Consider the following 25610-nt stretch of genomic DNA (forward strand, 5'->3'; position numbering starts at 1 on the left):
AGCGGTCGGCGCGACGATGCGCTGACCGGGTGTGAGAAGGAGGGCCGCCCGTCCGGGCGGCCCTCCTCATCCGATCAGCTGGACGGCCAGCCGGTCTGGATCTGCGTGAGGACCTCGTCGGTGGAGGTGCCGTTGATCCAGGCGACCATGCCCTTCCAGAAGGTGCCGGAGCCGACCGCACCCGGCATCTGGTCGGAGCCGTCGAAGCGGAAGGTGACCGAGTCGTCCTGGAGGAGCTTGATCGACTCCTGCAGGATCGGGTTCTCGACGACGTCCAGGTCGACACCCTTGTTCGCGGAGGTGACCCCGCCCAGTGCCAGACGGCTGTTCGCCCACTCCGGGCTCGAGAGGTACTCGAGCACCTTCTGCGTCGCCTCGGAGTCGCTGAACGCGCCCACGATCTCGCCACCACCGGTGATGAACGTCTCGTCCGGGCTCTTGCTCGGCAGGAGGAACGCCCACACGTCGCCGTCTTCGGCGACATCCGTGCCCTCAGGGAAGAAGCCAGAGAGGAACGACGCCTGGTGGGTCAGCGCGCACTCGCCGCTGGCCACCTTGGGAGCCACATCACCGAAAGCCGTGGAGTTGATCGAGCGCACGTCACCGAAGCCGCCGTTCACGTACGCCGGGTTCAGCAGGATCTTGCCCGTCTCGTCGAAGGCCGACTTGATCTGCGGGTCCGTGAAGGGGATCTCGTTCTTCACCCACTGGTCGTACACGTCGGCGCCGGAGTTGCGCAGCACGAGGTCTTCGATCCAGTCCGTGCCAGGCCACCCGGTGGCGACGCCCGATTCGAAGCCGGCGCACCACGGTGCGGCACCGCTCTTCTCCTCGATCGTCTGGGTGAGGGTCAGCAGCTCTTCCCAGCTGGTCGGCTGCTCGACGCCCCACTCGGCGAACTTCTTCGGCGAGTACCAGACCCAGCCCTTGACGCTCGCCATCAGCGGCGCGCCGTAGAACGTGTCGTCGTAGGTGCCGAAGTCGACCCATCCCTGGGTCCAGTACTCCTCGGCGTTCTTCTTGACGGCCTCCGGAGCGGGCTTCAACAGGTCACGCGACGCGTAGTCCGCGAACAGACCCGGCTGCGGGAAGATCGCGATGTCGGGCGGGTTCCCACCCTGTGCGCGCGTGCCGAGCTGCGTCTCGAAGTCCTGGCTGCCCTCGTACTTGATCGTGATGTCGTTCTCCTTCTCGAAATCCGCCCAGGATTCCGCGAGGAGCTTCGCCTCGTCATCGACGATCGTGCCGTAGATCGTGACGGTGTTGTCTCCGCCGCCGCTTCCACCGCCCCCTTCCGGCGCCCCTCCGGGAGCTCCGCATCCGGCGAGCGCGATGCCCGCGACCCCCAGCAGGGCAAGTGGCGCGTAACGCCGGGAACGCTGTGACAGAGCCATGTGAATTCTCCTCTTCGAGTACAGGGTCCCGTGCGTCTGACGCCACCCCGCGGCATCGTTCGGGAACCGATTCCAGGCCAACATACTGTTGTACCGCCGCCCGGCACAACACGCGAGGGTCACAAGCTCACAACCATTCGGCGCCGTTCTCGAGCTCCGATGGGAGCGCTCCCTCGAGAGCCGTGTGGAACCGGTTCCTTTTTCGCGCACCACGGACTACGCTGTCACCCGGCGCGCTCAGCGCCGCCCCACGCAGGCGTGATCAGGTCGAGGAGGACCGGATGAGCACGATCGCGGATGTCGCGGCGCGCGCCGGGGTGTCGAAGGCCACGGCGAGTCGCGCCCTGAGCGGACGAGGCTACGTCTCGGAAGACACCCGTGCGCGGGTCGAGGGTGCGGCGCGCGACCTCTCCTACGTCGCCCATTCCTCCGCCACGAGCCTCGCGACCGGGCGGACCCAGACGGTGGGCGTGGTGATGCCGCCGGTGGATCGATGGTTCTTCGCGGAGTTGCTCGCCGGCATCCAGGATTCCCTGTTCGCACTCGACTACGACCTCGCGCTCTACGGAGTCCCCGAGGGCTCGCAGACGAGGGAGCGCATGTTCGAGAGCGTGCTGCCCGGTCGACGCTTCGACGGGATCATCGCCGTCGGAATCCAGCCGAGTGCGCACGAACTCGAGCGCCTGCAGCGCACGGCGCGCCCTCTCGTGAGCGTGGGCCCGTACAGCGAGGGGTCGAGCGCCGTCTCCATCGACGACACGGCTGCCGCCCGTATCGCCACCGAGCACCTGATCGAGCTCGGGCACAGCCACATCGCCTTCGTCGGCGGATCGACGGATGCGGCAGAGCTGAGCTTCGGCGACGCCAGGCGGCTCGATGGATATCACGGCGCCATGCACGCGGCCGGCCTCTCCGATCACGCACGGGTCGCCGGGTCCGCCCCGACCATGCCCGGCGGCTACACGGCGACGGCCGGACTCCTCGGGGACCGCCGGAATCGCCCCACCGCGATCGTGGGGGTGTGCGACGAGGCGGCGATCGGCGCGATCATCGCGGCTCGTCGACTCGGGATCGCGGTGCCGACCGAGCTCAGCGTCGTCGGCATCGACGACCACGAGCATGCCGACATGTTCGCGCTGACCACGATCGGCCAGTCACCCAGGGAGCAGGGACACGAAGCCGTCCGGCTGCTGGTGCGGCGCATGGAGCAGCCGGAGGCTCCACTGGAACACGTCGCCGCGGCATCCGCTCTCGTGGTGCGCAACTCGACCGCTCCCCCGCGCTGACTCCGGGGCGGGAATGCACGAAGGCCCCGGGCGAACCCGGGGCCTTCGTGAAGAACGCTGAAGCGTGATTACTTGAGGGTAACCGTCGCGCCGGCCTCTTCGAGAGCAGCCTTGGCCTTCTCGGCGGTCTCCTTGTTCGCGCCCTCGAGCACGGCCTTGGGAGCACCGTCGACGACAGCCTTGGCCTCGCCGAGACCCAGCGAGGTGAGCTCGCGGACGGTCTTGATGACCTGGATCTTCTTGTCGCCAGCAGCCTCGAGGATGACGTCGAAGGAGTCCTTCTCCTCTTCAGCCTCGGCAGCGCCTGCGCCACCCGCAGCGCCGGCGACGGCGACGGGTGCAGCAGCGGTGACCTCGAACTTCTCCTCGAACGCCTTCACGAAGTCGTTGAGCTCGACGAGGGTCAGGCCAGCGAACTGCTCGAGCAGCTCCTCGGTGGAAAGCTTCGCCATGATGTATCTCCTAGATAGATGGGGTTGTTGTACGAGAACGTCGGACGCTTACGCGGCCTCGGCGGTCTCGAGCTTTTCGCGAAGCGCGTCGATGGTGGCCGCAGCCTTGCCCATCGTCGCCTTCATCATGCCCGCAGCCTTCGCCAGCAGAACCTCACGGCTCTCGAGCGAGGCGTACTTGTTGACCTCGTCGGCGGTGAGGGCGTTGCCCTCGAAGATGCCGGCCTTGATCACGAGAAGCGGGTTGGCCTTGGCGAAGTCACGCAGAGCCTTGGCGGTGGCGACGAAGTCGCCGTGCACGAACGCGACAGCCGACGGACCCTTGAGGTCGTCGTCCAGCGCGGAGATGCCAGCCTTGTTGGCGGCGATCTTGGTCAGCGTGTTCTTCACCACGGCGTACTCAGCGTCCTGACGGATGCTGTTGCGCAGCTCCTTGAGCTGGGCAACCGTCAGACCGCGGTACTCGGTCAGCAGAACGGCAGTCGAGTTCTCGAATGACTTCGTGAGCTCGGCGACCGATGCATCCTTCTGCGCCATGGTCACTCCTTGGTGTGTACGAGGCGCCGCACGGTGGTGTGGCGCCGACCTGGACCACCTGCACAACAGAAAAGCTCCGGCGCAAGCGCACGGAGCTTTGGAAAGTTCGTGTCCTGCGCGGGCCCCTGCTGAGCAGAGCTTCGATCCTGCGTGCTCGCGCACGCACGATGACCAGCGGTCTTCGGTTACCCATACTCTACCCCACGCCCTTCCTTCCCCCAAATCCCCGCCCCGTCCCGTCCCTCCCTTCCCCCGCCCCTCCCCGCCGAGTGCACGGGGTATTGACGAGCGCACGGGGTATCGACGTCGACTCCCCGTGCACTCGGCAACAAGTCGTGCGCTCGGCGAGACGTTTCGGTGCGCAGTACGAAGTGCTCGGCGAGAGACTCGGCGCCGAGGGGGGTGCGGCGAAGACGGGAAGCTCGGGGACGGGTATAGGAACAGGGTCAAGGCGGGGAGATGTTGAACGCAGCGAGACGAGCGGCGAGGGCGGCGGGCGTCCTGATGTGCTCGGCTCCCCATCGGGCGAAGCGCCATTGTGTTCGACCGCGGATCCAATCCTCCCGCTGCTTCTCGGCGAGCAGCACCTGGTCGAGAGAGCGCCCCGATCGCATCGCCTCGTCGAGGTACTTCGTCTTGCCGTCGAACTCCCCGAAGCTTCTGACGTCGGCGAGCCCGAAATCGACGAGATAGCGACTGCCATCAGGGCCATCGATCGGCACCTGCAGTTCGGGCGCAGCGAACCCGAGCGTGTGCAGGTGCAGCCGGCTCACGCTCTCGCCCGGGAGTTGCGCCCGCCCGTCGGCGAACGCCGCCACCCAACGGGCCCGACGGATCCCTCGCGCTCCGGTCGCCTCCTCCAGCCTGCCCGCGAGGCCACGGCGCCAGGACAGGACGGCATCCATGTCCCACCCCGCTGCCGCAGGGCCATCTGTCGTTCTGCGGCATCCGCGAGCGCCACGGCGGCCCCCACGGGCAGGAAGCGCACGGCATCGAAAACGGTTCGTGACAGCGAGGTGCATCGGATGCCGGCGCGCACGACCACATCCGATGCCGGGAGCGGCGCGACATGGCGGAGCACATCGGGTGCGCTCGATATCCGCCTCGGCGTCGGCGTCGTCATGTGCACCCGCGCGAGCCGTACCCCGTGAAGCGGCAGATCCCAGAGCACGGCAGCCGACGAGTGCGACATGACCGCCGAACCCCGCGCGTCACGGGCCACCGCGATCACATGCGCGAGATGCTTCTCCTCTGCCCAGAGCGCCGTCCGGTCGACGGCATGCATGAACCATCCGCGCCGGATGCCGACGAGTGAACCGTCCGCCAGCGCGGCCGCGATCCGCCGGTCCGTCCATCCGTTCCGGAGAAGGTCTCTCCGCGAGCGGACGAGCTCGGACAGGACGGGCGCAGACGAGGTCATGCCTCATGGTGCCTCTCGCCGCCGTTCCGTCTCACGTCGTCCCCAACCTCCCGATCTTCTCGCGCTCCAGCCTCGTCCGTGGAGGACGAGTGGCCACGCCCCGAGTGCACCGGATGTTCCCCAGCGCACGGGATACGCACGCGAATACACCGTGCGCTCGACAGGAAGCCGTGCGCTCGACAGGAAGCGGGCGGCAAGCGGAACGGGAAGGGCGGGGGCGGCGTGTGAGGGAAGGAGGGTCGGCGGACGGGGTTAGGGTCGAAGAGTGAACCCGGAACTCGCAGCACGCATCGTCGCGGATTCACGCGACCGCGTGGCGTGGTTGCGGGCGCGATCTCGGGGCATCACCGCGACCGACGTCGCGGGTCTCACCTCCGAGAAGTCCATCGCCAGGGCGGCCGACTCGAAGCTCGGCGGCGGCCCCCGCTTCGGCGGCAACGCGTACACCGATCACGGTCGACGGCGTGAGCCCGAGATCGCGGCCTGGGTCGCGGCGACGCACGGCATCCTCCCCTCGTCCGCCCTCTTCCGCGCCGAGGTCGAGCATCGTCACCTCGCCACGCCCGACGGCATCGCGGTCGACGCGGACGGACGTGTGAAGCTCGCCGAGATCAAGACCACGAACAAGGCCTTCCGCGGCATCCCCCGCACGTATCTCCGCCAGGTGTGGTGGCAGCAGCATGTACTGGGAGCCGAACGCACGCTGTTCGTCTGGGAGGAGCACGTCGACTTCGCCCCGGTCCACGACGAGCCGCGCTGCGTGTGGATCGACCGCGACGACCGTGAGATCGCGAAACTCGTGGCCCTCGCCACCGACCTGATCGACGAGCTCTACCGCCGCACCACCGGCCAGCAGGTCCCGAGCCGGATCGTGGATGCCGCGGCGAGCCGTCGCGAGCAGCTCCGTGAGCGCGATGCCTTCCGCGCGCTGGCCCTCGCCGACTGATCGAGCGCCCGACCGGCACCGCACCCCGCTCAGGTACAGGTGTTGTTGCCGCCGAGACCCAGCAGGCCACCGACCGACAGCGTGCGCGTCACAGCCGGCGATGCCCATGACGTCCCGGAGTAGATGCTGTCGACGCGCACCGTGTTGGTCGAACCGAGAAGGCTGCCCAGGAGCGTGTTGAGCAGCCCGGAGCTGATGGTGGCCGAATAGGTGTACGGCCCCGTCCCGGTCTGCGTGACATTGGTGTTGTCGACCACCACATTGTTGATCGACAGCCGCTGCTGCACCTTCTGATACGGCGACGTCCACGTGATCGTGAAGCCCGTGAAGGTGCCCAGGAAGTTCGTGACCGTGCACGAGGTCACCGTGGGCGTCGAGAGTGTCGCCGCGGTGAAGGAGCCGGAGGCGTACTCGCTGTCGGTGAAGGCGGCATCCGTCAGCGGCACAGAAGGCGCGGACGCGATGCCGACGAGCACGGCGACTCCCACCAGGCCCGCAGCCAGACGTGCGCGTGTCGGCCGGCTCATGGTGCACGCTCCTCGTCGGGTGCCGCTCTTCCGCGACGCCGTAGCAGCAGGGACGCCCCCAGAGCACGAGTGCCGCACCGGCGGCGACGGCCCACGGGGCGCCCGGTGGCATTCCGGTGGTCGCGAGGCCTCCGTCCGCCCCGATGCTGACCGTCTCCCCGCGCCCTGTGCGAGCACACGGACGTCGGTGCTGCCGGAACCGTCCGCAGGATCGAGGACGATGTCGAGCCGGACGTGCGCGGTCTCGGTGTCCGCGATCTCGGCGAGCGGCACCTCGACACCGTCACGCGGGATGCTCCATCCGGTGCGCAGCTCGTCCGCGCCGCCCGGACACCCCGCCGGGGTCCACGCCTGCGAGCACAGGGAGATGTCCAGGAGGAGTCGGGCGTCTCCCCTGGCGCTGACGGCGATCCGCACCACCCGGGATCCGGGGCGCTCGCACTCACCGCGACGTCCCAGCGCACGGGCTGACCAGGGAGGAGACCGGCTGCCGCCTCCCAGTCGGCGACCGAGACGAGACGCAGCACGGATCCCTGGATGACCTGCGTCGACGGCGCCGCCCATGCGGTCGTCGGCAGCGCCGCCAGGACGACGGCGAGCGATGCGGCTGCGAGCACGCGTCTCATGGCCCGTTCCCGTCGACATCGACCCCGCTCCGACCGGATCGGCGCGGCCAGAACGCCCACACCACCAGCGTCGTGGCCGCCACCGTCAACGAACCCAGCACGACGGGGTTGCCCATGCCCGCGACGATCAGCGCGATGCCGGGAACCGCGAACAGCACCGTGCGCACGGACGTGACGGGGTACGGGAAGGGGTCGTCGGCGGCGTTCGCATCCCCTCGCATCGTGATGATGCGTTCGTCGGCGGCCGCACCGGGCGCGATCGTCGTGACGCGGTGCGTCACCGGAAGCTCGCCGTCGCGATCCACGGTGACGACGTCGCCGACCTCGATCTCGCTCGCGGGCACACGCTGCACGACCGCGACGGCACCGGCGGGGATCGTCGGCGACATCGAGCCGGTGCGGAACATGATGAGCGTGATCTGCGCGGTGAAGGCGAGCACGACGAGCAGGATGCACACGGTGCCGGCGATCGCAGCCAACCAGAGCAGGATGTCACCGAGGATCCGGCCGGGGCGCACCTGAGCACGGACGGGGGCCGAACCGGCGCCGGGACCCATGGCGGGCGATGGCGCGGACTCCCGCAGGCTCCGCCGTGTCGTCGGGATCGTCATCTCCTCCTCCTCTCCTCGGCGTCCGCGCTCCTGTCGATGAAGCACCCCGCTACGACGAGGTTCCCTGGATCTGCCAGGTCTGGGCCATCGTGAGCCCCTGGGCCCCATTGGGTGCGGTGCTCGGGAGCGTGACAGCGAAGCAGTAGTTGACCTGGGCCGCCCCGTTCGCGGTCACGACCTGCGCCGTCGATCCGGCTGCCGTCATCGCCGAGCCGTCGGCGACCACCGAGGTTCCCCCGGCGTAACTGGTCGACGTGCAGCTCGTGCCGGAGATCGTGCGCACCCCGTAGGTCAGGTAGGTCGCGAGCCCCGTGCCCGTCGGTGTTCCCGCCGTCAGCTGCAGCGTCCCGGCAACCGACGGGTTGGCCGTCTTGACGCTGAACAACGCGTAGGTCGTGTTGCCAGGCGCCATCGCGGTCGGAGCGAGCTGGAAGTTCAGCGCGGCCGCTGTACCGGTGGTGGCGTGACTCGAGAACGTGGTCCCGTCGACCGCACCGACGATGTCGAACTTCCCCGCGATGAAGTTCGCGGAACCGAACTCGGAGTCGTTCCATGCGGCGAGAGTCGCGGCCACGCCGATCCCGAGCACGAGTCCGCCCGCGAGGACGGCTCGCAGCCGAAGGGAGTGCAGCCGACGTCTCTCCCGCCCCTCTCTGCGGGTGACCATCGCGGACTCAGTTCGTCGAGGTCGCCGTGAACTTCCAGGTGGCGTTGGTCACCAGGCTGGGCTCCAGCGCGGCATCCGCCGTCACGGCGATGCACAGCTGCACCGCCGTCCCCGGGGCCGTCGCGGTGGCGCCTGCGGTCAGCGGCACCGTGGTGGCTCCGGTCTGGGCGTCCAGCGTCGCACCGCTGGCGATCGGGGTGCCCGTCGCCGTCGTCGCATCGCAGGTCGCCCCTGGCGCGAGCTGGTAGATCGCATAGGAGAGGTGGTCGGAGTTCGACGAGGCGGCGGCGTCGGCCGTGGTGCCGTCGGCGACGAGATCCGCCCCGGATGTGGTGCCTGCAGCAAGCCGCACCCAGAACCCGGCGTAGACGGAGTCGGTGGGCGACATGTTGTCGACCACGTCCGCCGGGAGGCTGAAGTCGAGCGTCGCCGCCGTGTCGCCGTCGTCGGTGTTGTGATCGGCATAGGTGGTGCCGTCGGTCGAGCCCTGCAGGTTGAACGCGCCGGCCGTGAACGTGCCGTTCGCGAACTCGGAGTCGTTCCACACCGCGAGGGTGACGGCGGTGCCGACCCCGAGCACGAGTCCTCCGGCGAGCACCGCCAGGACTTTGCGTTGGGTTGCCTTGGTTGCCATGTCGCTTCCCCCTCAGGAATCCGTGAACCACGTGAATGCCTGTGTTCCGGGTCGCTCCTCGACGGTTCGCATCCGCGTGTTTGCGCCATCCTCTCCCCGGCCCTCGCGCAGAACAAGGCGATTTCGCGCACGACCTTCGTCCATCGCGCGCAGTTCGACGCACTCTCCCGATTGTTGACGTTAATCAACGATCGCCGTATAGTTGACCCAGTTCAACCATCCTGTGTGCGCGCCAGAGCTGTCGCAGCATCCTCCCCGCGACTCACGAAAGGTCCCGCATGCCCACGGACTCTCCCGTAAAGATGACGCATCGCCAGGTGCTGGAGGCCCTCACGGGCCTCCTGCTCGGCATGTTCGTGTCGATGATCGCGACCACGGTCGTCTCCACGTCGATGCCCGTCATCGTGCACGACCTGGGCGGCGACCAGGCCGCGTACACCTGGGTCATCACGGCCACGCTCCTCACGACCGCGATCTCCACGCCGATCTGGGGCAAGCTCGCCGACCTGTTCAACCGCAAGCTGCTCATCCAGATCGCGATCGTCATCTTCGTCGGTGCCACCGCCGCGGCCGGATTCGCGCAGGACACGAACACGCTCATCGCCTTCCGCGCCATCCAGGGCATCGGCGGTGGCGGCCTCGCGGCGTTGAGTCAGGTCATCATGGCCGACATCATCAGCCCCCGCGAACGCGGCAGGTACATGGGGCTGTTCGGCGCCGTGATGGCGGTCGCCACCGTCGGAGGCCCGCTGCTCGGCGGATGGATCACGGACGTCGCGAACTGGCGCTGGAACTTCTTCGTCGCGCTGCCCTTCGCCGTCGCGGCCCTGATCATCCTGCAGAAGACTCTGCACATCAGCACCGAACGCACCCGCAGGGTGTCGATCGACTATCTCGGCATCGTGCTGCTCTCGGCTGCCGTCTCGCTGATCCTCATCTGGATCACCAACGCCGGATCGACCTTCGACTGGTGGGGCACCGAGACCGCGCTCATGGTGGGCGGCGCGATCGTCGCCGCAATCGCCTTCGTGATCGTCGAGCTCAAGGTGCGCGAGCCGCTCATCCCGCTCACGCTGTTCCGTGGGCGCACGTTCACCCTTTCCGTGCTCGCGTCGATCTCCATCGGCGTCGCGATGTTCGGCACCTCGGTGTACCTCGCGCAGTACATGCAGCTCTCCCGCGGCGCCACGCCGACCGAGGCCGGCCTCATGACCTTGCCGATGATGGCCGGACTCCTGATCTCCTCCATGGTCATCGGGCAGCTCGTGACCCGCTTCGGCAAATGGAAGGGCTACCTGGTCCTCGGCTCCGTGCTGCTGATCGCCGGGTCGGTCATGCTGTCGACACTGCACTACGACACGAACTTCGTGCTCGTCTCGATCTACATGTTCGTGATGGGCGCCGGCGTCGGCATGACGATGCAGAACCTCGTCCTGATCGTCCAGAACGTCGCGAAGCCGAGCGAGATGGGTGTCGCGAGTTCGGGCGTGACGTTCTTCCGGAGCCTGGGCGGCACGATCGGCGTCTCCGTCATGGGCGCCGTGCTCGCGAACAGCCTCACTGGCCTCTTCTCCGACGGGAAGGAGCGCCTGGGAGCGGCGATCGCGAAGCTCGGCGAGAAGGGCGCGGAGGTCGCCGCCCAGCTCTCCAGCGGAACGCTCCCCGAGGTCAGACTCCTGCCGGAACCCGTGCGCTCGATCGTCGAGGACTTCTACGCGCAGGCCATCTCGCACGCGTTCCTGATCGGCATCCCGCTCGCCGTGATCAGCCTGGTCGCGATCCTGTTCCTGCCGAACCGCCCCCTCACGACCATGACCACGACCGAGCGCGCACAGGCGGATGCCGCGAAGAAGAGCACGGTGGAAGATGCCGCCGACGTGGCGATCGCTGATGCGGCGGCCGTCTCCGGTGCGACGACCGGGAGCGTGGCTGCGGTCGGCCGGTCCGGCGACGGCCGCACGGATGCGGCGTCCGATGCCGGACGCTGAGCACGTCTCCGACACACCCGAGGCGCGGGCCGCTGCGGTCCGCGCCCTCGAGGCGGAGTTCGGCGAGCTGATCACGCACTTCCGCCGCGTGATCACCGAGAACGCGAACAGGGTGAGTCCCGGCATGCTTCCAGGCGCCTACAAGATCTTCACCACCATCGCGCGCTGCGAGAAGGCGACGGTCTCGACCCTGTCGGAGCGGATGCTCATGGACAAGGGGCAGGTCAGTCGCACCGTGCGCGAACTCGCGGAGCTCGGCCTGGTCGAACGCTCCACCGACCCGGTCGACGGCCGCTCCTTCCCCCTCCAGGTCACTGCCCTGGGCGAGGAGCGGCTCGCGGCTGCGCGCCTGCCTCAGGAGGGCAAGCTCCTCCGCACGCTCGAGGACTGGAGTCTCACCGACATCGGCAATCTCACCCGGCTGCTGCACGCCCTTGCGGCCGGCGTGACGCCCGCCTCTTCCGCGGCGGAGTGACCGGCCGGCGACCGAGCACCTGACGAGCCTCGGCCGCGATCTCCTCCGCGATCGTGTCGAGCAGCTCCGAGCGCAGATTCCACTGCTGCCAGAAGAGTTCGACCCGAAGCGCCGGTCCCCCAGCGGCACGAGTCCGGCGGACTCCTGCATCACGGGAAGCATCCCCCATCCGAGCCCGAGCTCGACGGCGAGCGCGTAGTCGTGGGAGGCCGGGACGTAGTGTCGCGGCACGCCGTCCTGGTTGACCGACATCGCCCGCAGCCATTCGTGCTGCAGGGTGTCCCGCCGATCGAAGTCGACGAACGGCGCGGATGACAGCGCCGTCGCCGTGACTCCGTCCGCGAACCAGCGCTCCGCGAAGGCGGGCTCTGCCATCGCGCGGTACTCGAGCACGCCGAGGGGTGTCACGGAACACCCGGCCACCGGAGTCTCCTCGCTGGTGACGGCGGCCATCACGGTACCCGATTCCAGCAGCCGAGCGGTGAAGTTCTGGTCGTCGCGGTGCAGATCGAAGTCGATGCCGTGCCCGGCCGACAGCCGGGCAAGAGGGGCGAGGAACCACGTCGCCATCGAATCGGCGTTCACGGCGAGGGGGATGCTGATCCGACGGGCGCCGTCGGCATCGTCGATCCCACACCGACGAGCGCGTCGTGTTCGAGCAGGGCGACCTGCCGCGCCAAGCGGACGACGGCCTCCCCTGCTTCCGTCAGGCGTGCCGGCTTCGCGCGGACGACCAGGATGCGACCGAGCTGCTGCTCGAGCGTCTTCAGCCGTTGACTCACCGCCGAAGGGGTGATCCGCAGCCGCCGAGACGCCGCATCCAGGGTGCCTTCGTCGACGATCGCGGCGAGCGTGGCGGCCAGATGCGGATCGATTCTCACATAAGCGATGCTAATGGTTCGGTAGGAATCTTTGCTTCTGCTGATGCGTCTCGGTTCCTAGGCTGGAGTCATGCTCACCGTCCTCGCCGGCCTCGGCCTCGGCCTCTCCCTGATCGTCGCCATCGGCGCGCAGAACGTGTTCGTGTTGCGGCAGGGGATTCGCCGAGAGCACGTGGTCGCCGTCGTCATCATCTGCGCGCTGTCCGATGCCGCCCTGATCGCGGCGGGCGTCGCCGGACTCGGGTTCGTGCTGTCGGCGGCGCCCTGGCTCGTGGTCGTGGCCCGGTGGGCGGGTGCGCTGTTCCTGGCGGTCTACGGCATCCTGGCCGCGCGTCGCGCCTGGCGTGGTGGCGAAGAGCTCCGCGTGGACGGAACCGACGTCGCGGACACCGGCTCATCGACGCTCCAGAGCCCGACGACGACGCTCCCCCGCACGAGGCTGGCACCGGTCATCCTCACCACGCTGGCACTCACCTGGCTCAATCCGCATGTCTACCTCGACACCGTGCTGATGCTCGGCTCGATCGCGGCCACTCACGGAGACGAGCGCTGGTTGTTCGCCGGAGGGGCGATCGCGGCCAGCATCCTCTGGTTCACGGCGCTGGGCTTCGGCGCCCGCTACCTGGGCCGGTGGCTGCGCACTCCTCGGTCGTGGCGGATCCTCGACGCCGTGATCGCGGTCATCATGATCTCGATCGCGATCAGTCTGGTCGTCCCGGTCCTCGGCGGGTGACGGACGTCAGGCGTCGTCGATCTGGGACAGACGCGCCCGGATGAGGCTCTCGAGTGCCTCGGTCGGGATCGGATGCTCGGGCTGGAAGCGGATCGTCCCCTTGTCGATCCCGATCCCCGGATGCTCCTCGAGGGCGCCGGTCACCGCGGCGACCGCATCCTGACTGAACGGATAGACGCCGATGTGCTTCTTCGCCCGCATCACCGACAAGAGGGGCTTGCCCCGGTGCACGAGGGCTGGCATGCCGTAGCCCTTGCCCTGCTCCGCATCCGGCGCCTCCCGGCGCGCGATCGCGTAGACCCGATCGATCGCTTCGCGATCTGCCTGGTTCTGTTCTGCGAGGTAGTCGTCGATGGTTCCCACGATCGCATCCTGGCACTGTTCGTCGAGCAGGTCGAGGGTCCCGGCGGATCAGGCGCCGTCGAGCGGACGCATGATGCGCGTGAGGAACCGTCGGGTGCGCTCCTGCTGCGGCGCGCGGAAGAGCTCGTCCGGAGGGCCTTGCTCGACGACGACGCCGTCGTCCATGAACAGCACCTGATCGGCGGCCTCGCGGGCGAAGCTCAGCTCGTGAGTGACGACGGCCATCGTCCACCCTTCGTCGGCGAGTTCCTTGATCACCAGGAGCACCTCGCCGACGAGCTCGGGGTCGAGCGCGCTGGTCGGCTCGTCGAAGAGCAGCAGATCGGGCTTCAGGGCGAGCGCGCGTACGATGCCGACGCGCTGCTGCTGTCCGCCCGAGAGCTGATGCGGGCGGGCATCGGCCTTATCGGCGAGTCCCACCCTGTCGAGCAGGGCGAGCGCCTCGTTCACGACCTCGGCCTTGGGCCGCCCCTGCACCCGCCACGGACCCTCGATCACGTTCTCGAGGACCGTCAGATGGGGGAAGAGATTGTGGTGCTGGAACACCATCGCCGAACGGTCCCGCAGGGCGAGCCGCTTCTGCTTCTGCTCGCGGGGTCGCGGCCTGGCGTCCGATGAGAAGTCGAGGTCGGGCCCGCCGGCGACCACGATGCTCCCGGCATCCGGGGTCTCGAGGCCGTTGAGCGCGCGCAGCACGGTCGTCTTGCCGGAACCGCTCGGACCGATGAGCACGACGACCTCGCCACGGTGCAGTGTCAGATCGATGCCGCGCAGCACCTCGTTGTCACCGAAGCTCTTACGCAGGCCACGGGCGGTCAGCAGCGCATCCGTGGTGTTCTCAGTGGGCGACACGGCTGTCGAGCCTCCTCTCGAGGGCGCTCTGACCGAACGACAGCACGAGACAGAACACCCAGTAGACCAGCGCGGCGGCGAGGTACACGATCATGAACTCGAGCGTCGTCGCGGCGATCTGCTGCGCGACTTTGAACAGTTCCGTCACCAGGATCAGCGATGTGAGGGACGTGTCCTTGACGAGCGAGATGAACGTGTTCGACAACGGCGGCACCGACACCCTCGCCGCCTGCGGCAGGATGATGCGCGTGAGGGTGCGCGTGCGGTTCATGCCGACCGTGTACGCGGCCTCCCACTGCCCCTTGGGGACGGAGAGGATGGCGGCGCGGACGACTTCGGCGCCGTAACCGCCGACGTTGAGCGACAGGGCGATGATCGCGCTCGGCCACGGATCGAGCGTGATCCCTATCGACGGCATGCCGTAGAAGATCACGAACAGCTGCACGAGCATCGGCGTTCCGCGGATCACCGAGATGTAGAACCGGGCGACGCCCGAGACGACCGGATGCACCGAGATCCTCATCAGCGCGACACCGACCGCGATCACGAGCCCCAGCACGAACGACAGCAGCGCGAGTGGAACCGTCGCCGTCAGACCCGCCCAGGCGATCGGCCCGAGCGAATCGAAGAACAGCTGCCAGGGGCTCTCCATCGACTACTGGGTGACGTCTTCGCCGAAGTACTTGTCGCTGATCTCCGCCAGCGTGCCGTCGGCGCGGAGCTCCTCGAGCGCGCCGTCGACCGCCTCGACGAGCGCCTCCTTGTCCTTGGTGAACACGAAGGCCTGCTCGCCCGCCTCATCGGTCTCGGCCGCGATCTTCAGACCGGTCGGGCTGTTCGTGGTCTCGTAGTCGAGGAACGTCAGCTTGTCGTTCACGGTCGCGTCGACGCGCCCCTGACGCAGCAGCTCCACCGCCTGTGCCCATCCCTCGACGGCTTCGACCTTGGCACCCGAGTCGGTGGCCAGCTCGTACCAGTTGCTCGTGAGCGACTGGGCCGTGGTCTTGCCCTCGAGGTCGTCGAAGGACGAGATCGAGTCGTCATCGTCTGCCACGACGATCACGCCGGGCGAGACCGTGTAGGGCGCGCTGAAGAGGTACTTCTCCTCACGCTCGTCGTTGATCGAGACCTGGTTCGCGATGACGTCGAAGCGTCCGGCATCGAGGCCGGCGAAGATCGCATCCCACTGTGTCTCCTGGAACTTCACCTCGAGACCCAGCTTGTCGGCGACGGCCTGGATGATCTCGACGTCGAAGCCGGTGAGGTCACCGGAGCCGCCGTCGTCGTGAAAGCTGAACGGGCGGTAGGTGCCCTCGGTCGCGACCGTCAACGTACCGTCCTGCACGAGCCCGAAATCGGGGCCTTCTTCGCTGCCGGAAGTGTTCGCGGGGGTGCTCGACCCGCTGCAGGCGGTGAGCGCGGCTGCAGCGACGACGAGTGCGGTGACGGCGATGAGACGACGGGACATGGACCCTCCTGGGGTGAGATGCGCGGGTGCGAGTTTACGCGACGGCCGCGGGAACCCCCTCACAGTACGCGGGATCGCGGCGGTTCGACGCATCCGATGACGATTCGTTTCCGAGGGTCGCGCGGACGCAGAAACGCCCCCGGGGTGAACCCGGGGGCGTTTCAGCGAGTCAGACTCAGATGGAGTTGACGTCCAGCGGGATGCCGGGGCCGAACGTGGTCGACACCGCACCCTTCTGGATGTAACGGCCCTTGGAGCTCGACGGCTTGAGGCGGACGATCTCCTCGAGGGCAGCGCCGATGTTCTCGTTCAGCTGCTCTGCGGTGAAGGAGGCCTTGCCCACGACGAAGTGCACGTTGGCGTGCTTGTCGACACGGAACTCGATCTTTCCGCCCTTGATCTCCTCGACGGCCTTGGCCGGGTTCGGAGTCACGGTGCCGGTCTTCGGGTTCGGCATCAGACCACGCGGTCCGAGCACCTTTCCGAGACGACCGACCTGACCCATGAGCTCCGGCGTGGAGACGGCGGCGTCGAAGTTGGTCCAACCGTCGGCGACCTTCTGGATGAGCTCGGCGCCGCCGACCTCATCTGCACCTGCGGCGATCGCGGCCTCGGCGGCGGGGCCGGTGGCGAACACGATGACGCGAGCGGTCTTACCGGTGCCGTGCGGCAGGATGACGGTGCCGCGCACCATCTGGTCGGCCTTGCGGGGGTCGACGGCGAGCTTCAGCGCGACCTCGACGGTCGAGTCGAACTTCGACGAGCCGGTCTCCTTCGCGAGGGCGACGGCCTCGGTCGGGGTGTAGAAACGGTCTGCCTCGATCTTCTCGGCGGCAGCCTTGTAAGCCTTGGACTTGGTAGCCATGATTATTCTCCTCAGCCCTCGACCGTGATGCCCATGGAACGGGCGGTGCCGGCGATGATCTTCGAGGCGGCCTCGATGTCGTTCGCGTTCAGGTCGGCCTGCTTGGTCTCGGCGATCTGACGGACCTGGTCCTTGGTGATCTTCGCGACCTTGACGGTGTGGGGGGTCGAGGACCCCTTCGGCACGCCTGCGGCCTTCTTGATGAGCTCCGCAGCCGGCGGGGTCTTCAGGATGAACGTGAAGCTGCGGTCCTCGTAGACGGTGATCTCGACGGGGATGACGTTGCCGCGCTGCGACTCGGTCGCGGCGTTGTACGCCTTGCAGAACTCCATGATGTTGACGCCATGCTGACCGAGCGCGGGGCCGATCGGCGGCGCCGGGTTGGCTGCACCGGCGTTGATCTGAAGCTTGATCAGGCCGGTCACCTTCTTCTTCGGTGCCATTCTCTTTCCTTTCGTCGAATCGGATGCCGGAGCATCCGTTTCTCCCACGAGTCCGGCATCTCCGGACCGTGGTCGCTTGCACACGCCGAAACGTCGCACAAACCACACAAGTATACCCGATCGGAGCGACGTGCTCGCGCGCCGCCTCCCGCCCTCACTCGCTCCCCATGAGGGGCCAAGACACGCCCCGTCTGTCGCATGCAACACGGCGTTTCCTGACCCCTCACCAGGGCCGCAGACATGAGAACGGCCGCCCCGATAGGGACGGCCGTTCTCGTGAGGACTGGTGTCAGACCATCTTGGTGACCTGGTCGAACGACAGCTCGACCGGGGTCTCGCGCTCGAACAGGGAGACGAGGACCGTGAGCTTGCCGCTCTCGGGCTTGATCTCGCTGATCGAACCGGGAAGCCCCGCGAAGGAGCCCTCCTTGATCGTGATGGTCTCGCCGACCTCGAAGTCGACCTCGGCCGGCAGCGGACGGGCGACGGCGACGCCGCCCTTCGATGCGATGTTCTTGGCCGTCGGAACGTCCTTGACCTCGACGAGCGACTTCAGCATGTTGAAGGCCTCTTCGAAGCGCAGCGGCGTCGGGTTGTGCGCGTTGCCCACGAAGCCCGTGACACCCGGGGTGTGACGCACGACCGACCAGGTGTCTTCCGTGAGCTCCATGCGCACCAGCACGTAGCCGGGGATGCGCACGCGGGTGACCATCTTGCGCTGGCCGTTCTTGATCTCGACGACGTCTTCCATCGGGACCTCGACCTGGTAGATCTCGTCCTCGACCTCGAGCGTCGACTTGCGCTGCTCGATGTTGGCCTTCACCTTGCGCTCGAAGCCCGCGTAGGAGTGGATGACGTACCACTTGCCCGGGAGCATGCGCAGGTCCATGCGGAAGGCCTCGTACGGGTCTTCCTCCGCGTCTTCGTCGGACTCGTCGTCCGAGGAGTCCTCGCCGTTCTGCTCGTCATCGGCACCCAGCTCGGGTCCGTCGTACGGGGTGACCTCTTCGGCCGCGGCCGCGTCGAGGTCGGCGGCCTCTTCGGCCACCGATTCGTTGAGGACCTCAGCGGCGGCCTCAGACTCAGCCGCTTCGTCCAGGTTGAGAGCGTCGTTCACGATGGCGTCCGCCTCCGGGTCGTCGATGTCGATGTCGATGTCTTCCGTGTCATCCTCATCGCCGTCCTCGTCTTCGACGTGGACCGCGACGTGTTCGGCCGAGGTGGCCGAGAGCTCTTCCTCGGCGAGGACGTTGCCCTCCTGGGCTTCGTCTTCCTCGCTGGACTGCTCTGCGGCGGTCGCCCAGTCGGCGTCGTCGGAATATCGTTCAGACACGTTGCTTCTTCTCCATAGCTGCGGCGCGAGCCGCGGGGGTCATCAGCCAGGGATTCCGAACACCCAGTGCGTCACGAATGCGAACAGAGTGTCCAAGCCGTAGACGATGCCCATGACGATGATCACGAAGACGAGCACCACCAGGGTGAACTTGAACAGCTCCTTGCGAGTCGGGGTGACGACCTTGCGGAGCTCGGCGATGACCTGGCGGATGAACAGGGCGATGCCCCCGAAGAACCGGGAGAAGGGGTTGCCCTTCTTCTCGCGGGTGGCGCCGGCCGCGACGACCTCGCCGCGCGGTTCGTCCTGATCCATCCTGAATGTACCTTTCGTGTGTCAGCGTTGCGCTGACGCGCAGGGCGGACAGGAATCGAACCTGCAACCTGCGGTTTTGGAGACCGCTGCTCTGCCAATTGAGCTACCGCCCTAGAGGCCGGAAGGCCTCGTGGGTGTCTTCCACTCTGCCACCGAATCTGCGATCGGGAGACCCCAGGCACGGCGAAAGAATGCAGAAAACAACTGCTCCACAAGCATACGGCATCGATCCGATGCTGCCGAACCGGAACCGGAATACGCGTTGTTGCTAGGCTCGGCGAGCGGGAAACAGGGGGAAGGGGCGCGTGTGAGCGCGGATGTGCAGCAGTTCCAGGTGGATCTGCGCGGAGTCGTCGACCTGCTCAGCAGGCATATCTACTCCAGTCCTCGGGTGTACCTGCGAGAGCTCCTGCAGAACGCCCGTGACGCGATCACCGCCCGCCGCGAGGTCGACGGCGGAGGCGGATGCATCCGGATCACCCCGCTGACCGCCGAGACGGGCGAATTCGTGCTGCGAGACGACGGCGTCGGTCTCACCTCCTCAGAAGTCGCCGACCTGCTGGCGACCGTCGGTCGCAGCTCCAAGCGCGACATCTTCGACCTCCCGCGCAGCGACTACCTCGGCCAGTTCGGCATCGGGCTGCTCAGCTGCTTCATGGTCGCCGACACCATCGTGATCCGCTCCCGCAGCGCCCGTGGCGGCGCCTCGGTGGAGTGGACCGGGAGCGCCGACGGCACCTTCCAGGTGGTCGAGATCGAGGAGGAGCTGCCGATCGGCACCAGCGTCCACCTCGTGCCGCGCTTCGACGCCGACGAGCTGCTGCGTCCAGCCGCGGTGCACGAGCTGGCGACCACCTTCGGCGAGTTCCTGCCGGTCCGCCTGACGGTCGACACCGCTGCGGGCGACATCGACATCACCAGGGATCCTCCCTTCCTCGACGCCGCGACCGACCCCGATGCGGCGGTGCAGTACGGACGCGATCTCCTCGGCGCGAGCCCGCTCGACGTGATCGAGCTGAGCGAACCGGCCACCGGCACCCGTGGTCTCGCCTACGTCCTCCCCTATGCCCCTCCGCCCGGCGCACGCCAGGCGTCGCGCATGTACCTGGGGCGGATGCTGCTGGCGGAACGCGTCGACGACGTGCTCCCCGAGTGGGCGTTCTTCGTGCGCGCGGTCATCGACTCCGCGGGCCTCGCCCCCACTGCCAGCAGGGAGTCCCTCGTCGAGGACGCAGCGCTCGAACGCGTGCGCGAACAGCTCGGCGCCGGCATCCGCCGTTGGGTCCTCGAACTGGGGCTGCGCGAACCGCATCGCCTCGCGCAGTTCGTCGCGGTGCACGAGGTCGGGCTCAAATCGCTCGTGCGACACGACGAGGAGCTCGCGCACTTCATCTCGCGCTGGCTGACCGTCGAGACGACGCACGGCACCGTGCGCATCGGCGACCTCGTGCAGCGCTACCCCCACGTCCGCTACGCACAGAGCGTCGACGAGTTCCGGCAGGTCGCCGGCATCTCGCCGTCCGACGAAGTGCTCGTCAACGGCGGGTACCTCTACGACGCCGACCTGATCAGGATGCTGCCGGACCTGTACCCGCATGTCACGGTGGAGCAGGTCGACGTCACCGGCGAGCTCGACCGTCTCGATCCGCCTCCCCTCGACGACCGCGATGCCGCCGTCGCCCTGGAGACCCGGGCCGGCGCCGTGCTCGCGGCATCCGAGTGCTCCGTCGTGGTGCGCGCTCGATCGACCGCCCCGACCTCTCGGGGCTCTACGTCGCCGACCCCGAAGTGCTCCGGGCCATCGACCGCAGCCGCACCAAGGGCATCACCGGCGCCCTGTGGGGCGGCGTCCTGGACCGCATCGACCAGACGCGATCCTCGGCGCGCGAGGAAGACCTGCGCGCGCGACTGTGCCTGAACTGGTCGAACCGGGTCGTCCGCGCACTCGTCCGCGTGCAGGACGACGCCGTGTTCGCCCGCACTGTGCAGCTCCTCTACATCCAGGCCCTGCTCGCGGGGCATCATCCCCTCTCCGACGCCGATCGCGCACTGATGACCACCGCGCTCGCCGACCTCGTCTCGCTCTCGGCCGGGCTCGAAGGGGATCAGCTCCCTTTCGGGGACGCCCGCTGACACTCTCCACCGAAGGGTTCCGTCCATGGCACGTCCGAAGAAGCGCTTCCAGCAGCTGATCGAGGAGATCGATCGCACGCCCTGGGGACGGGCCGAGCAGGCCCTCGTCGCGGACGCGGTGGCGCTCGCCGTCGAGATCGGCGATGAGCGCCTCGAGTACGAGGCGCGCATGCGGCAGACCGCCTCGGCGAACATGGGTGGCGCGACCGACGTGATGCTGAACTCGTTCGCATGGTGCCTGGCACATCACGACGCCGACCCGCAGCGTTTTCCCGCGGACCTCGACAACGGCGGCGCCGACCTGATGTGGCAGTTCAAGTGGATGGCGTCTTCGCTGCGCTCCTCCCCCGCGTTCTCGCAGGAGCAGATCGCCGCCGTGCTCGACGACATGGAGGCGCACTACCGTGCCGCGGGACTCGGCGTGAGCGGTGTGCTCACAGCCCGGTTCGAAGACGCCTGGGATGCCGGGCGCATGGACGACGCGGAAGCGCTGCGCGTGCAGCTGGAGACCACGCCTCGCGACGACCACAGCCACTGCGATGCGTGCGGACGCAGTCAGATCGCCGGGTTCTACGCGGACACGGACCGCGACGCCGAGGCGATCGTGCTCGTCGAGGAGATGATCGAGGGCGGGTTCTCCTGTGGCGAGGAACCCGAGCACGCGCTCTCCCGCGCACTGCTCCCCTACCTCCGCGCCGGACGCTTCGACGAGGCGAAGACCGCACATCTGCGCAGTTACCGTCTGGCCAAGGACAACCCGGACAACCTGCGTATCGTCGCGAACAACATCGTCTTCGCCGCGGTCACCGGCAACGAGGCACGCGCCCTCGCGCTGGTGGAGAAGCACATCGCCTGGCTCGCGCACGACGGGCTGAACGTCGACGCGCACTTCGCCGCCCTCGCGGCCCTCGCCGTGGCACTGGACCGCGTCACCGCTGCCGGACACGGCGACACACCGGTGCGCGGCGCGGAGTCCCCGGCGCTGGTGCCGTTCTTCGGCGCGCACGACGGCGCGTGGAGCGCCTCCGAACTCGCAGCGACGGCGTGGACCGCGGCCGAGCGCATCGGCGCGGCGTTCGACGAGAGGGACGGCACCGACGGACATGCGCGCAGCCTGGAGCGGATGCGGGCCCTCGCCGGCGAGCAGTACGACGTGCCGATCCGGTCCGACGCCTTCGTCGCCCCCACCACCTCCGCCGTCCCCACCGATGCGGACGCGTGGTTCGAGCGCGCGATGCAGCTCGCGCAGTTCGGCGCCGAGCACGAAACGCTCCAGGCTCTCCCGCACGCGCTCGAGGTCGAGGACCCGGCGAAGCGGGCTCAACTGCTGTCCATGCGCCTCGGCATCCTGATCGCACTGGAGCGGGCGGACGAAGCCCTCCAGCTGCTCCCCGAGCGCATCGCCGCGCTGCGGGCGGCCGGCCTCGACGCGCAGGCCGACCTCGAGCAGCGCCTGGGGCTGGCGACCTTCGGCCTCGACACACCGGAGGCGACGGCCGCTCTGGAAGAGGCCATCGCCGCCGCCGACGACCTCCCCGCCTGGTCACGCGGCGACCTCGCGATCAGCCGCGCAGCCCTGCACCTGCGCTCGAGCGAGCCGGATGCCGCACTGGATCACGCCGAGGTCGCGGCCCGATCGTTCGCCGAGGCGGAAGACGCACGACTGACCAACACCACGACGTTGCTGGCCATCTCGGCGGTGCTCAGCAAGGGCGACCTCGAGGCAGGATCCTCGCTCCTCGATCGCCTTCTCGCGCAGGACGACCTCAGCAGGGGGCATCGCGCGCAGGCGCTGCAGACGCGCGCCAGAGTCCGCGGCGGCACGGGTTCGTACAGCGAGGGCGCGGTCGACGCCGATGAGTCCTGCCGTCTGCTGGCCGACCTCGGCGCGACGCGGGCGCTCGGTGAGGCGCACCTCCTCGCCGGCGCCCTGTGGGAAGACGCGGACGACCCGGAGAAGGCGGTCTCCCGCTACCGCCTCGCCACCAGGATCGCCGGTGAAGAGGGAGGCGATGCGACCGGCGTGGACTTCCGCCTCGCGCGCGCATGCTGCGCGTCGGCGACGCGGAGGAGGCGGCCGAGCTCTTCGGTGACGTGCTGCAACGCGAGGAGGAGGCCGAGGCTCCTGCCGGCTCTCGCGCGATGACGGCGTCTATGCTCGCCCGTGCCCTGAGCGCCGCCGGCGAGTTCGGGCAGTCCGTCGGGGGCCCACGGCTATGCCTCCGAACTGTTCGGTCAAGCGGAGGAGCACGCGGATCAGGCGATGTCGATGACCGAGCAGGCCAAGATCCTCGCGCGTTTCGAGGAGCACGACGATGCGATCGCCCTGCTCGAGTCGGCTGCGGAGATCGTGCGGCGCGCGCCGGACGCGGTCGGCGCACTCACCGAGGTTCTGCACAGCCTGGGACAGGCGTACGGCGGACGCGGCGATGAGCGGGCGTTCGCGCTCTTCGACGAGGTCGCCGCCCTCGCACGGCAGCACGAGGCCGAATGGCTGCTCGCCGATGTGACCGACTCGCGGACGCGCCCTGGCCGAACTCGGCCGCGTGGACGAGGGCGTCTCCGCTGCCCTCACGGCCGCCGACGGATTCGCGGCACTCGGCGACCTGGGCTCCGCGGGAGGCTCGGAGCTCTTCGCCGCGCGCGTCCTCGCCGGCAACGAGCGCTCAGCCGACGCCGTACCCGTGTACCGCAGCGCGATCGAACACGCGGCAGGCCACCCTCCGCTGCACCAGGTCGCTTCGCTCGAGCTCGGCAACGTGCTCGAAGCACTCGGGCGCCACAGCGAGGCGGCCGAAGTGCGTGCCGTCGTGGAGAGCTGAGCGCCCGCTCAGAACAGCTGCCGCCAATTCGCCTTGGCGAGGTCGAGGAGCTCGTCACCGCGGCCCGACATCACGGTGCGGATCGCATACAGCGCGAAGCCCTTGACCTGGGCGGCCTCGATGGCGGGCGGCATGGACAGCTCCTGCCGCTCTGTGACCACGTCGAGCAGGGCGGGGCCGTCGTGCGCGAGCACCTCTCGCACCGCATCGGGAAGATCCTCGCTGCGCTCCACACGCCGTGCGAAGATGCCCATCGCCTCGGCGATCGCCGCGAAGCTGGGGTTGTCGAGGCCGGTGCCGTAGGTCACGAAGCCCGCGGCCTTCATCTCGAGCTCGACGAAGTTCAGCGAGGAGTTGTTCACGACGATCGTCTTCACCGGGAGCGCGTTCTGCGTGAGCGTGAGCAGCTCGCCGAGCATCATCGCGAGTCCGCCGTCGCCGGCCAGGGCGACGACCTGCCGGTCCGGATGCGCGACCTGGGCGCCGATGCCGTGCATCAGGGCGTTGGCCATGGATCCGTGCGTGAACGACCCGATCAGGCGGCGCTCCTCGGTCATCGACAGGTAGCGCGCTGCCCACACCGTCGGGGAGCCCACATCTGCGGTGAAGATCGCGTCGTCAGCGGCGTGCTCATCCAGCAGCCGCGCAAGATACTGCGGGTGGATCGGGCGCTTGGACTTGGCCGGGACCGCCAGCTCGTCGAGCTTCTTGCGCGTCTTGCGGTAGTGCGCGACCGCGTCGTCGAGATGCCCACGGTCGTCGTTCCTCGCAATCCGCGGCAGCAGTGCCTCCGCGGTGGCACGCACGTCGCCGACCAGCCCCAGGTCGAGGGGATGCCGTTTGCCCAGCTGCGCCCCGCGGATGTCGACCTGGATCGTGGTCGCGCCGTCCGGATAGAACTGCTCGTACGGGAAGTCGCTGCCCAGCACCAGGAGGGCATCGGACGCCTCCATGGCTCTGAATCCGGATGCGAAGCCGAGCAGGCCCGTCATCCCGACGTCGAAGGGATTGTCGTACTCGATGAACTCCTTGCCGCGCAGGGCATGCACGATCGGTGCGCCGAGCTTGTCGGCCAGGGCGACGACCTCGTCGTGCGCGCCCTCGACCCCGGCACCGGCGAGGATCGTGACGCTCTTCGCCGCGTTCAGGAGCGTCGCCGCCTTCTCGAGCTCTGCACCGCTGGGGACGATCACGGGGCGAGCGCGTTCGATCACGACGGCGCGGTCGTCGGCGATCTCGGCCAGCGCGACGTCACCGGGGATGACGAGCACGGCGACACCGCGCTCCTCGATCGCCGCCCGCATGGCGATCTCCAGCAGCCGGGGCATCTGCTTCGGATCGGCGACGTACTCGACGTAGACGCTGCACTCTCGGAAGAGCTCCTGCGGATGCGTCTCCTGGAAGTACCCGGTGCCGATCTCGGTCGTGGGGATGTGCGCCGCGATCGCCAGCACGGGGACGCGCGACCGCTGCGCGTCGTACAGGCCGTTGATGAGGTGCAGGTTGCCGGGACCGCAGGAGCCGGCGACGACCGCGAGCTCTCCCGTGGTGGCGGCATCCGCCGCGGCGGCGAACGCGGCGGACTCCTCGTGCCGGACGTGAACCCAGCGGATGGTGCCGTCCTTGCGCAGCGCATCCGTGAAACCGTTCAGCGAGTCACCCGGGATGCCGTAGACACGGTCGATCCCGTTGGCGTGCAGAGTCTTGACGATGTTCTCAGCGACGTTGGCCATGCTCCGACCCTACGCCCGGTGCGCTCGTGCAGGGCGGGGCTGCCCATGCCTCTGCGTCCTGCTGCGCCGCCAATGGCAGACCCCGCAGGCAGGCGGCCGTCGTGCC

Annotated in this window: 28 protein-coding genes and 1 tRNA gene; 9 read left to right on the forward strand and 20 right to left on the reverse strand. The window is 68.4% G+C overall.

All coding sequences use genetic code 11. The features are described 5' to 3' along the window. Positions 1–74: 74 nt before the first annotated feature. Positions 75–1394 carry an extracellular solute-binding protein gene (locus G4G29_RS15315; protein WP_183150714.1) on the reverse strand — a complete coding sequence of 440 codons (1320 nt, stop codon included), beginning with the start codon at positions 1392–1394 and terminating at the stop codon, positions 75–77. A 281-nt stretch (positions 1395–1675) separates the two neighbouring features. On the opposite strand from G4G29_RS15315, the gene G4G29_RS15320 reads away from it, so the two are divergent. Next, positions 1676–2680, forward strand: a complete 1005-nt coding sequence (locus G4G29_RS15320; RefSeq protein WP_183150715.1) for a LacI family DNA-binding transcriptional regulator — start codon at positions 1676–1678, stop codon at positions 2678–2680. 68 nt (positions 2681–2748) lie between these two features. Here the strand turns inward: G4G29_RS15320 and rplL are convergent, their stop codons facing one another. From rplL to G4G29_RS15340, 4 genes are all read right to left on the reverse strand, one after another. Then, positions 2749–3132, reverse strand: coding sequence for a 50S ribosomal protein L7/L12 (rplL, locus tag G4G29_RS15325; protein WP_017201501.1), 384 nt, complete (start codon positions 3130–3132; stop codon positions 2749–2751). Positions 3133–3180: 48 nt separating this feature from the next. After that, positions 3181–3669 (reverse strand): 50S ribosomal protein L10, encoded by a 489-nt coding sequence (gene rplJ, locus G4G29_RS15330; protein ID WP_183150716.1) that lies wholly within the window; start codon positions 3667–3669, stop codon positions 3181–3183. Between the two features lie 446 nt (positions 3670–4115). Further along, on the reverse strand, positions 4116–4442 hold the full coding sequence (locus G4G29_RS15335; RefSeq protein WP_183150717.1) for a hypothetical protein: 327 nt from the start codon (positions 4440–4442) through the stop codon (positions 4116–4118). Then, positions 4439–5089: a hypothetical protein gene (locus G4G29_RS15340; protein WP_183150718.1), complete on the reverse strand. Its 651-nt coding sequence runs from the start codon at positions 5087–5089 to the stop codon at positions 4439–4441. Before G4G29_RS15340 ends, G4G29_RS15335 begins: the two co-directional genes overlap by 4 nt. Positions 5090–5354: 265 nt before the next feature. Between G4G29_RS15340 and G4G29_RS15345 the strand changes: the two genes are divergently transcribed. After that, complete coding sequence (locus G4G29_RS15345) at positions 5355–6035, forward strand: YqaJ viral recombinase family protein (RefSeq protein WP_183150719.1); 681 nt, start codon at positions 5355–5357, stop codon at positions 6033–6035. A 29-nt stretch (positions 6036–6064) separates the two neighbouring features. Here G4G29_RS15345 and G4G29_RS15350 read toward each other — a convergent pair whose 3' ends face one another. The 4 genes from G4G29_RS15350 to G4G29_RS15365 all read right to left on the reverse strand — a co-directional run bounded on the left by G4G29_RS15350 (position 6065) and on the right by G4G29_RS15365 (position 9100). After that, entirely contained in the window at positions 6065–6982 is a 918-nt protein-coding gene (locus G4G29_RS15350) for a hypothetical protein (protein ID WP_183150720.1), read from the reverse strand. A gap of 202 nt (positions 6983–7184) precedes the next feature. Beyond that, complete coding sequence (locus tag G4G29_RS15355; protein WP_183150721.1) at positions 7185–7799, reverse strand: signal peptidase I; 615 nt, start codon at positions 7797–7799, stop codon at positions 7185–7187. A 49-nt stretch (positions 7800–7848) separates the two neighbouring features. Continuing rightward, a complete protein-coding gene (locus tag G4G29_RS15360) occupies positions 7849–8466 on the reverse strand; it encodes a SipW-dependent-type signal peptide-containing protein (RefSeq protein WP_183150722.1) in 618 nt (205 codons plus the stop codon). 7 nt (positions 8467–8473) lie between these two features. After that, positions 8474–9100 carry a SipW-dependent-type signal peptide-containing protein gene (locus G4G29_RS15365; RefSeq protein WP_183150723.1) on the reverse strand — a complete coding sequence of 209 codons (627 nt, stop codon included), beginning with the start codon at positions 9098–9100 and terminating at the stop codon, positions 8474–8476. A gap of 278 nt (positions 9101–9378) precedes the next feature. Between G4G29_RS15365 and G4G29_RS15370 the strand changes: the two genes are divergently transcribed. Continuing rightward, positions 9379–11088: an MDR family MFS transporter gene (locus tag G4G29_RS15370; protein WP_183150724.1), complete on the forward strand. Its 1710-nt coding sequence runs from the start codon at positions 9379–9381 to the stop codon at positions 11086–11088. Further along, positions 11075–11563 (forward strand): MarR family winged helix-turn-helix transcriptional regulator, encoded by a 489-nt coding sequence (locus tag G4G29_RS15375; protein WP_183150725.1) that lies wholly within the window; start codon positions 11075–11077, stop codon positions 11561–11563. Before G4G29_RS15370 ends, G4G29_RS15375 begins: the two co-directional genes overlap by 14 nt. A gap of 581 nt (positions 11564–12144) precedes the next feature. Here the strand turns inward: G4G29_RS15375 and G4G29_RS24155 are convergent. After that, the gene (locus tag G4G29_RS24155; protein ID WP_345941093.1) at positions 12145–12444 is read right to left on the reverse strand and encodes a LysR family transcriptional regulator; all 300 of its coding nucleotides are present in this window, start codon (positions 12442–12444) and stop codon (positions 12145–12147) included. Positions 12445–12514: 70 nt separating this feature from the next. Here G4G29_RS24155 and G4G29_RS15385 point away from each other — a divergent pair, with 70 nt between their 5' ends. Next, positions 12515–13177: a LysE/ArgO family amino acid transporter gene (locus G4G29_RS15385; protein ID WP_183150726.1), complete on the forward strand. Its 663-nt coding sequence runs from the start codon at positions 12515–12517 to the stop codon at positions 13175–13177. Positions 13178–13183: 6 nt separating this feature from the next. Here the strand turns inward: G4G29_RS15385 and G4G29_RS15390 are convergent, their stop codons facing one another. The 9 genes from G4G29_RS15390 to G4G29_RS15430 form a co-directional block, all read right to left on the reverse strand. Continuing rightward, entirely contained in the window at positions 13184–13540 is a 357-nt protein-coding gene (locus G4G29_RS15390) for a DUF1801 domain-containing protein (protein WP_183150727.1), read from the reverse strand. A 48-nt stretch (positions 13541–13588) separates the two neighbouring features. Further along, the gene (locus G4G29_RS15395) at positions 13589–14392 is read right to left on the reverse strand and encodes an amino acid ABC transporter ATP-binding protein (RefSeq protein WP_274601184.1); all 804 of its coding nucleotides are present in this window, start codon (positions 14390–14392) and stop codon (positions 13589–13591) included. Next, positions 14379–15044, reverse strand: a complete 666-nt coding sequence (locus G4G29_RS15400; RefSeq protein ID WP_183150728.1) for an amino acid ABC transporter permease — start codon at positions 15042–15044, stop codon at positions 14379–14381. The genes G4G29_RS15395 and G4G29_RS15400 overlap by 14 nt, the downstream gene beginning before the upstream one ends. A 3-nt stretch (positions 15045–15047) precedes the next feature. Then, positions 15048–15860 (reverse strand): amino acid ABC transporter substrate-binding protein, encoded by an 813-nt coding sequence (locus tag G4G29_RS15405; protein ID WP_183150729.1) that lies wholly within the window; start codon positions 15858–15860, stop codon positions 15048–15050. A 175-nt stretch (positions 15861–16035) separates the two neighbouring features. Then, positions 16036–16725 (reverse strand): 50S ribosomal protein L1, encoded by a 690-nt coding sequence (rplA, locus tag G4G29_RS15410; RefSeq protein WP_017829144.1) that lies wholly within the window; start codon positions 16723–16725, stop codon positions 16036–16038. Positions 16726–16736: 11 nt separating this feature from the next. Further along, complete coding sequence (rplK, locus tag G4G29_RS15415; RefSeq protein WP_053097443.1) at positions 16737–17168, reverse strand: 50S ribosomal protein L11; 432 nt, start codon at positions 17166–17168, stop codon at positions 16737–16739. 289 nt (positions 17169–17457) lie between these two features. Beyond that, complete coding sequence (nusG, locus tag G4G29_RS15420) at positions 17458–18501, reverse strand: transcription termination/antitermination protein NusG (protein WP_183150730.1); 1044 nt, start codon at positions 18499–18501, stop codon at positions 17458–17460. 42 nt (positions 18502–18543) lie between these two features. Beyond that, complete coding sequence (gene secE / locus G4G29_RS15425) at positions 18544–18816, reverse strand: preprotein translocase subunit SecE (RefSeq protein WP_183150731.1); 273 nt, start codon at positions 18814–18816, stop codon at positions 18544–18546. A 40-nt stretch (positions 18817–18856) separates the two neighbouring features. After that, a tRNA-Trp gene (locus tag G4G29_RS15430) sits at positions 18857–18929 on the reverse strand. Between the two features lie 194 nt (positions 18930–19123). On the opposite strand from G4G29_RS15430, the gene G4G29_RS15435 reads away from it, so the two are divergent. From G4G29_RS15435 to G4G29_RS22510, 4 genes are all read left to right on the forward strand, one after another. Then, the gene (locus G4G29_RS15435) at positions 19124–20734 is read left to right on the forward strand and encodes an HSP90 family protein (protein WP_244632076.1); all 1611 of its coding nucleotides are present in this window, start codon (positions 19124–19126) and stop codon (positions 20732–20734) included. A 50-nt stretch (positions 20735–20784) separates the two neighbouring features. Continuing rightward, on the forward strand, positions 20785–20949 hold the full coding sequence (locus G4G29_RS22505; protein ID WP_244632077.1) for a hypothetical protein: 165 nt from the start codon (positions 20785–20787) through the stop codon (positions 20947–20949). 25 nt (positions 20950–20974) lie between these two features. Next, positions 20975–23095, forward strand: coding sequence for a hypothetical protein (locus G4G29_RS15440; protein ID WP_244632078.1), 2121 nt, complete (start codon positions 20975–20977; stop codon positions 23093–23095). Between the two features lie 400 nt (positions 23096–23495). Then, positions 23496–23771 (forward strand): hypothetical protein, encoded by a 276-nt coding sequence (locus G4G29_RS22510; protein ID WP_244632079.1) that lies wholly within the window; start codon positions 23496–23498, stop codon positions 23769–23771. 8 nt (positions 23772–23779) lie between these two features. Here G4G29_RS22510 and poxB read toward each other — a convergent pair whose 3' ends face one another. Further along, positions 23780–25504 carry a ubiquinone-dependent pyruvate dehydrogenase gene (poxB, locus tag G4G29_RS15445; protein WP_183150732.1) on the reverse strand — a complete coding sequence of 575 codons (1725 nt, stop codon included), beginning with the start codon at positions 25502–25504 and terminating at the stop codon, positions 23780–23782. Positions 25505–25610: the final 106 nt, after the last annotated feature.

The sequence above is a fragment of the Microbacterium sp. Se63.02b genome (assembly GCF_014171575.1).
Lineage (GTDB): Bacteria > Actinomycetota > Actinomycetes > Actinomycetales > Microbacteriaceae > Microbacterium.

Coding starts and splice junctions, on each gene's coding strand:
- G4G29_RS15315 (WP_183150714.1), bottom strand. CDS start 1,394: ATGGCTCTGTCACAGCGTTCCCGGCGTTACGCGCCACTTGCCCTGCTG.
- G4G29_RS15320 (WP_183150715.1), top strand. CDS start 1,676: ATGAGCACGATCGCGGATGTCGCGGCGCGCGCCGGGGTGTCGAAGGCC.
- rplL (WP_017201501.1), bottom strand. CDS start 3,132: ATGGCGAAGCTTTCCACCGAGGAGCTGCTCGAGCAGTTCGCTGGCCTG.
- rplJ (WP_183150716.1), bottom strand. CDS start 3,669: ATGGCGCAGAAGGATGCATCGGTCGCCGAGCTCACGAAGTCATTCGAG.
- G4G29_RS15340 (WP_183150718.1), bottom strand. CDS start 5,089: ATGACCTCGTCTGCGCCCGTCCTGTCCGAGCTCGTCCGCTCGCGGAGA.
- G4G29_RS15355 (WP_183150721.1), bottom strand. CDS start 7,799: ATGACGATCCCGACGACACGGCGGAGCCTGCGGGAGTCCGCGCCATCG.
- G4G29_RS15360 (WP_183150722.1), bottom strand. CDS start 8,466: ATGGTCACCCGCAGAGAGGGGCGGGAGAGACGTCGGCTGCACTCCCTT.
- G4G29_RS15365 (WP_183150723.1), bottom strand. CDS start 9,100: ATGGCAACCAAGGCAACCCAACGCAAAGTCCTGGCGGTGCTCGCCGGA.
- G4G29_RS15370 (WP_183150724.1), top strand. CDS start 9,379: ATGCCCACGGACTCTCCCGTAAAGATGACGCATCGCCAGGTGCTGGAG.
- G4G29_RS15375 (WP_183150725.1), top strand. CDS start 11,075: ATGCCGGACGCTGAGCACGTCTCCGACACACCCGAGGCGCGGGCCGCT.
- G4G29_RS15385 (WP_183150726.1), top strand. CDS start 12,515: ATGCTCACCGTCCTCGCCGGCCTCGGCCTCGGCCTCTCCCTGATCGTC.
- G4G29_RS15400 (WP_183150728.1), bottom strand. CDS start 15,044: ATGGAGAGCCCCTGGCAGCTGTTCTTCGATTCGCTCGGGCCGATCGCC.
- G4G29_RS15405 (WP_183150729.1), bottom strand. CDS start 15,860: ATGTCCCGTCGTCTCATCGCCGTCACCGCACTCGTCGTCGCTGCAGCC.
- rplA (WP_017829144.1), bottom strand. CDS start 16,725: ATGGCTACCAAGTCCAAGGCTTACAAGGCTGCCGCCGAGAAGATCGAG.
- rplK (WP_053097443.1), bottom strand. CDS start 17,168: ATGGCACCGAAGAAGAAGGTGACCGGCCTGATCAAGCTTCAGATCAAC.
- secE (WP_183150731.1), bottom strand. CDS start 18,816: ATGGATCAGGACGAACCGCGCGGCGAGGTCGTCGCGGCCGGCGCCACC.
- G4G29_RS15440 (WP_244632078.1), top strand. CDS start 20,975: ATGGCACGTCCGAAGAAGCGCTTCCAGCAGCTGATCGAGGAGATCGAT.
- poxB (WP_183150732.1), bottom strand. CDS start 25,504: ATGGCCAACGTCGCTGAGAACATCGTCAAGACTCTGCACGCCAACGGG.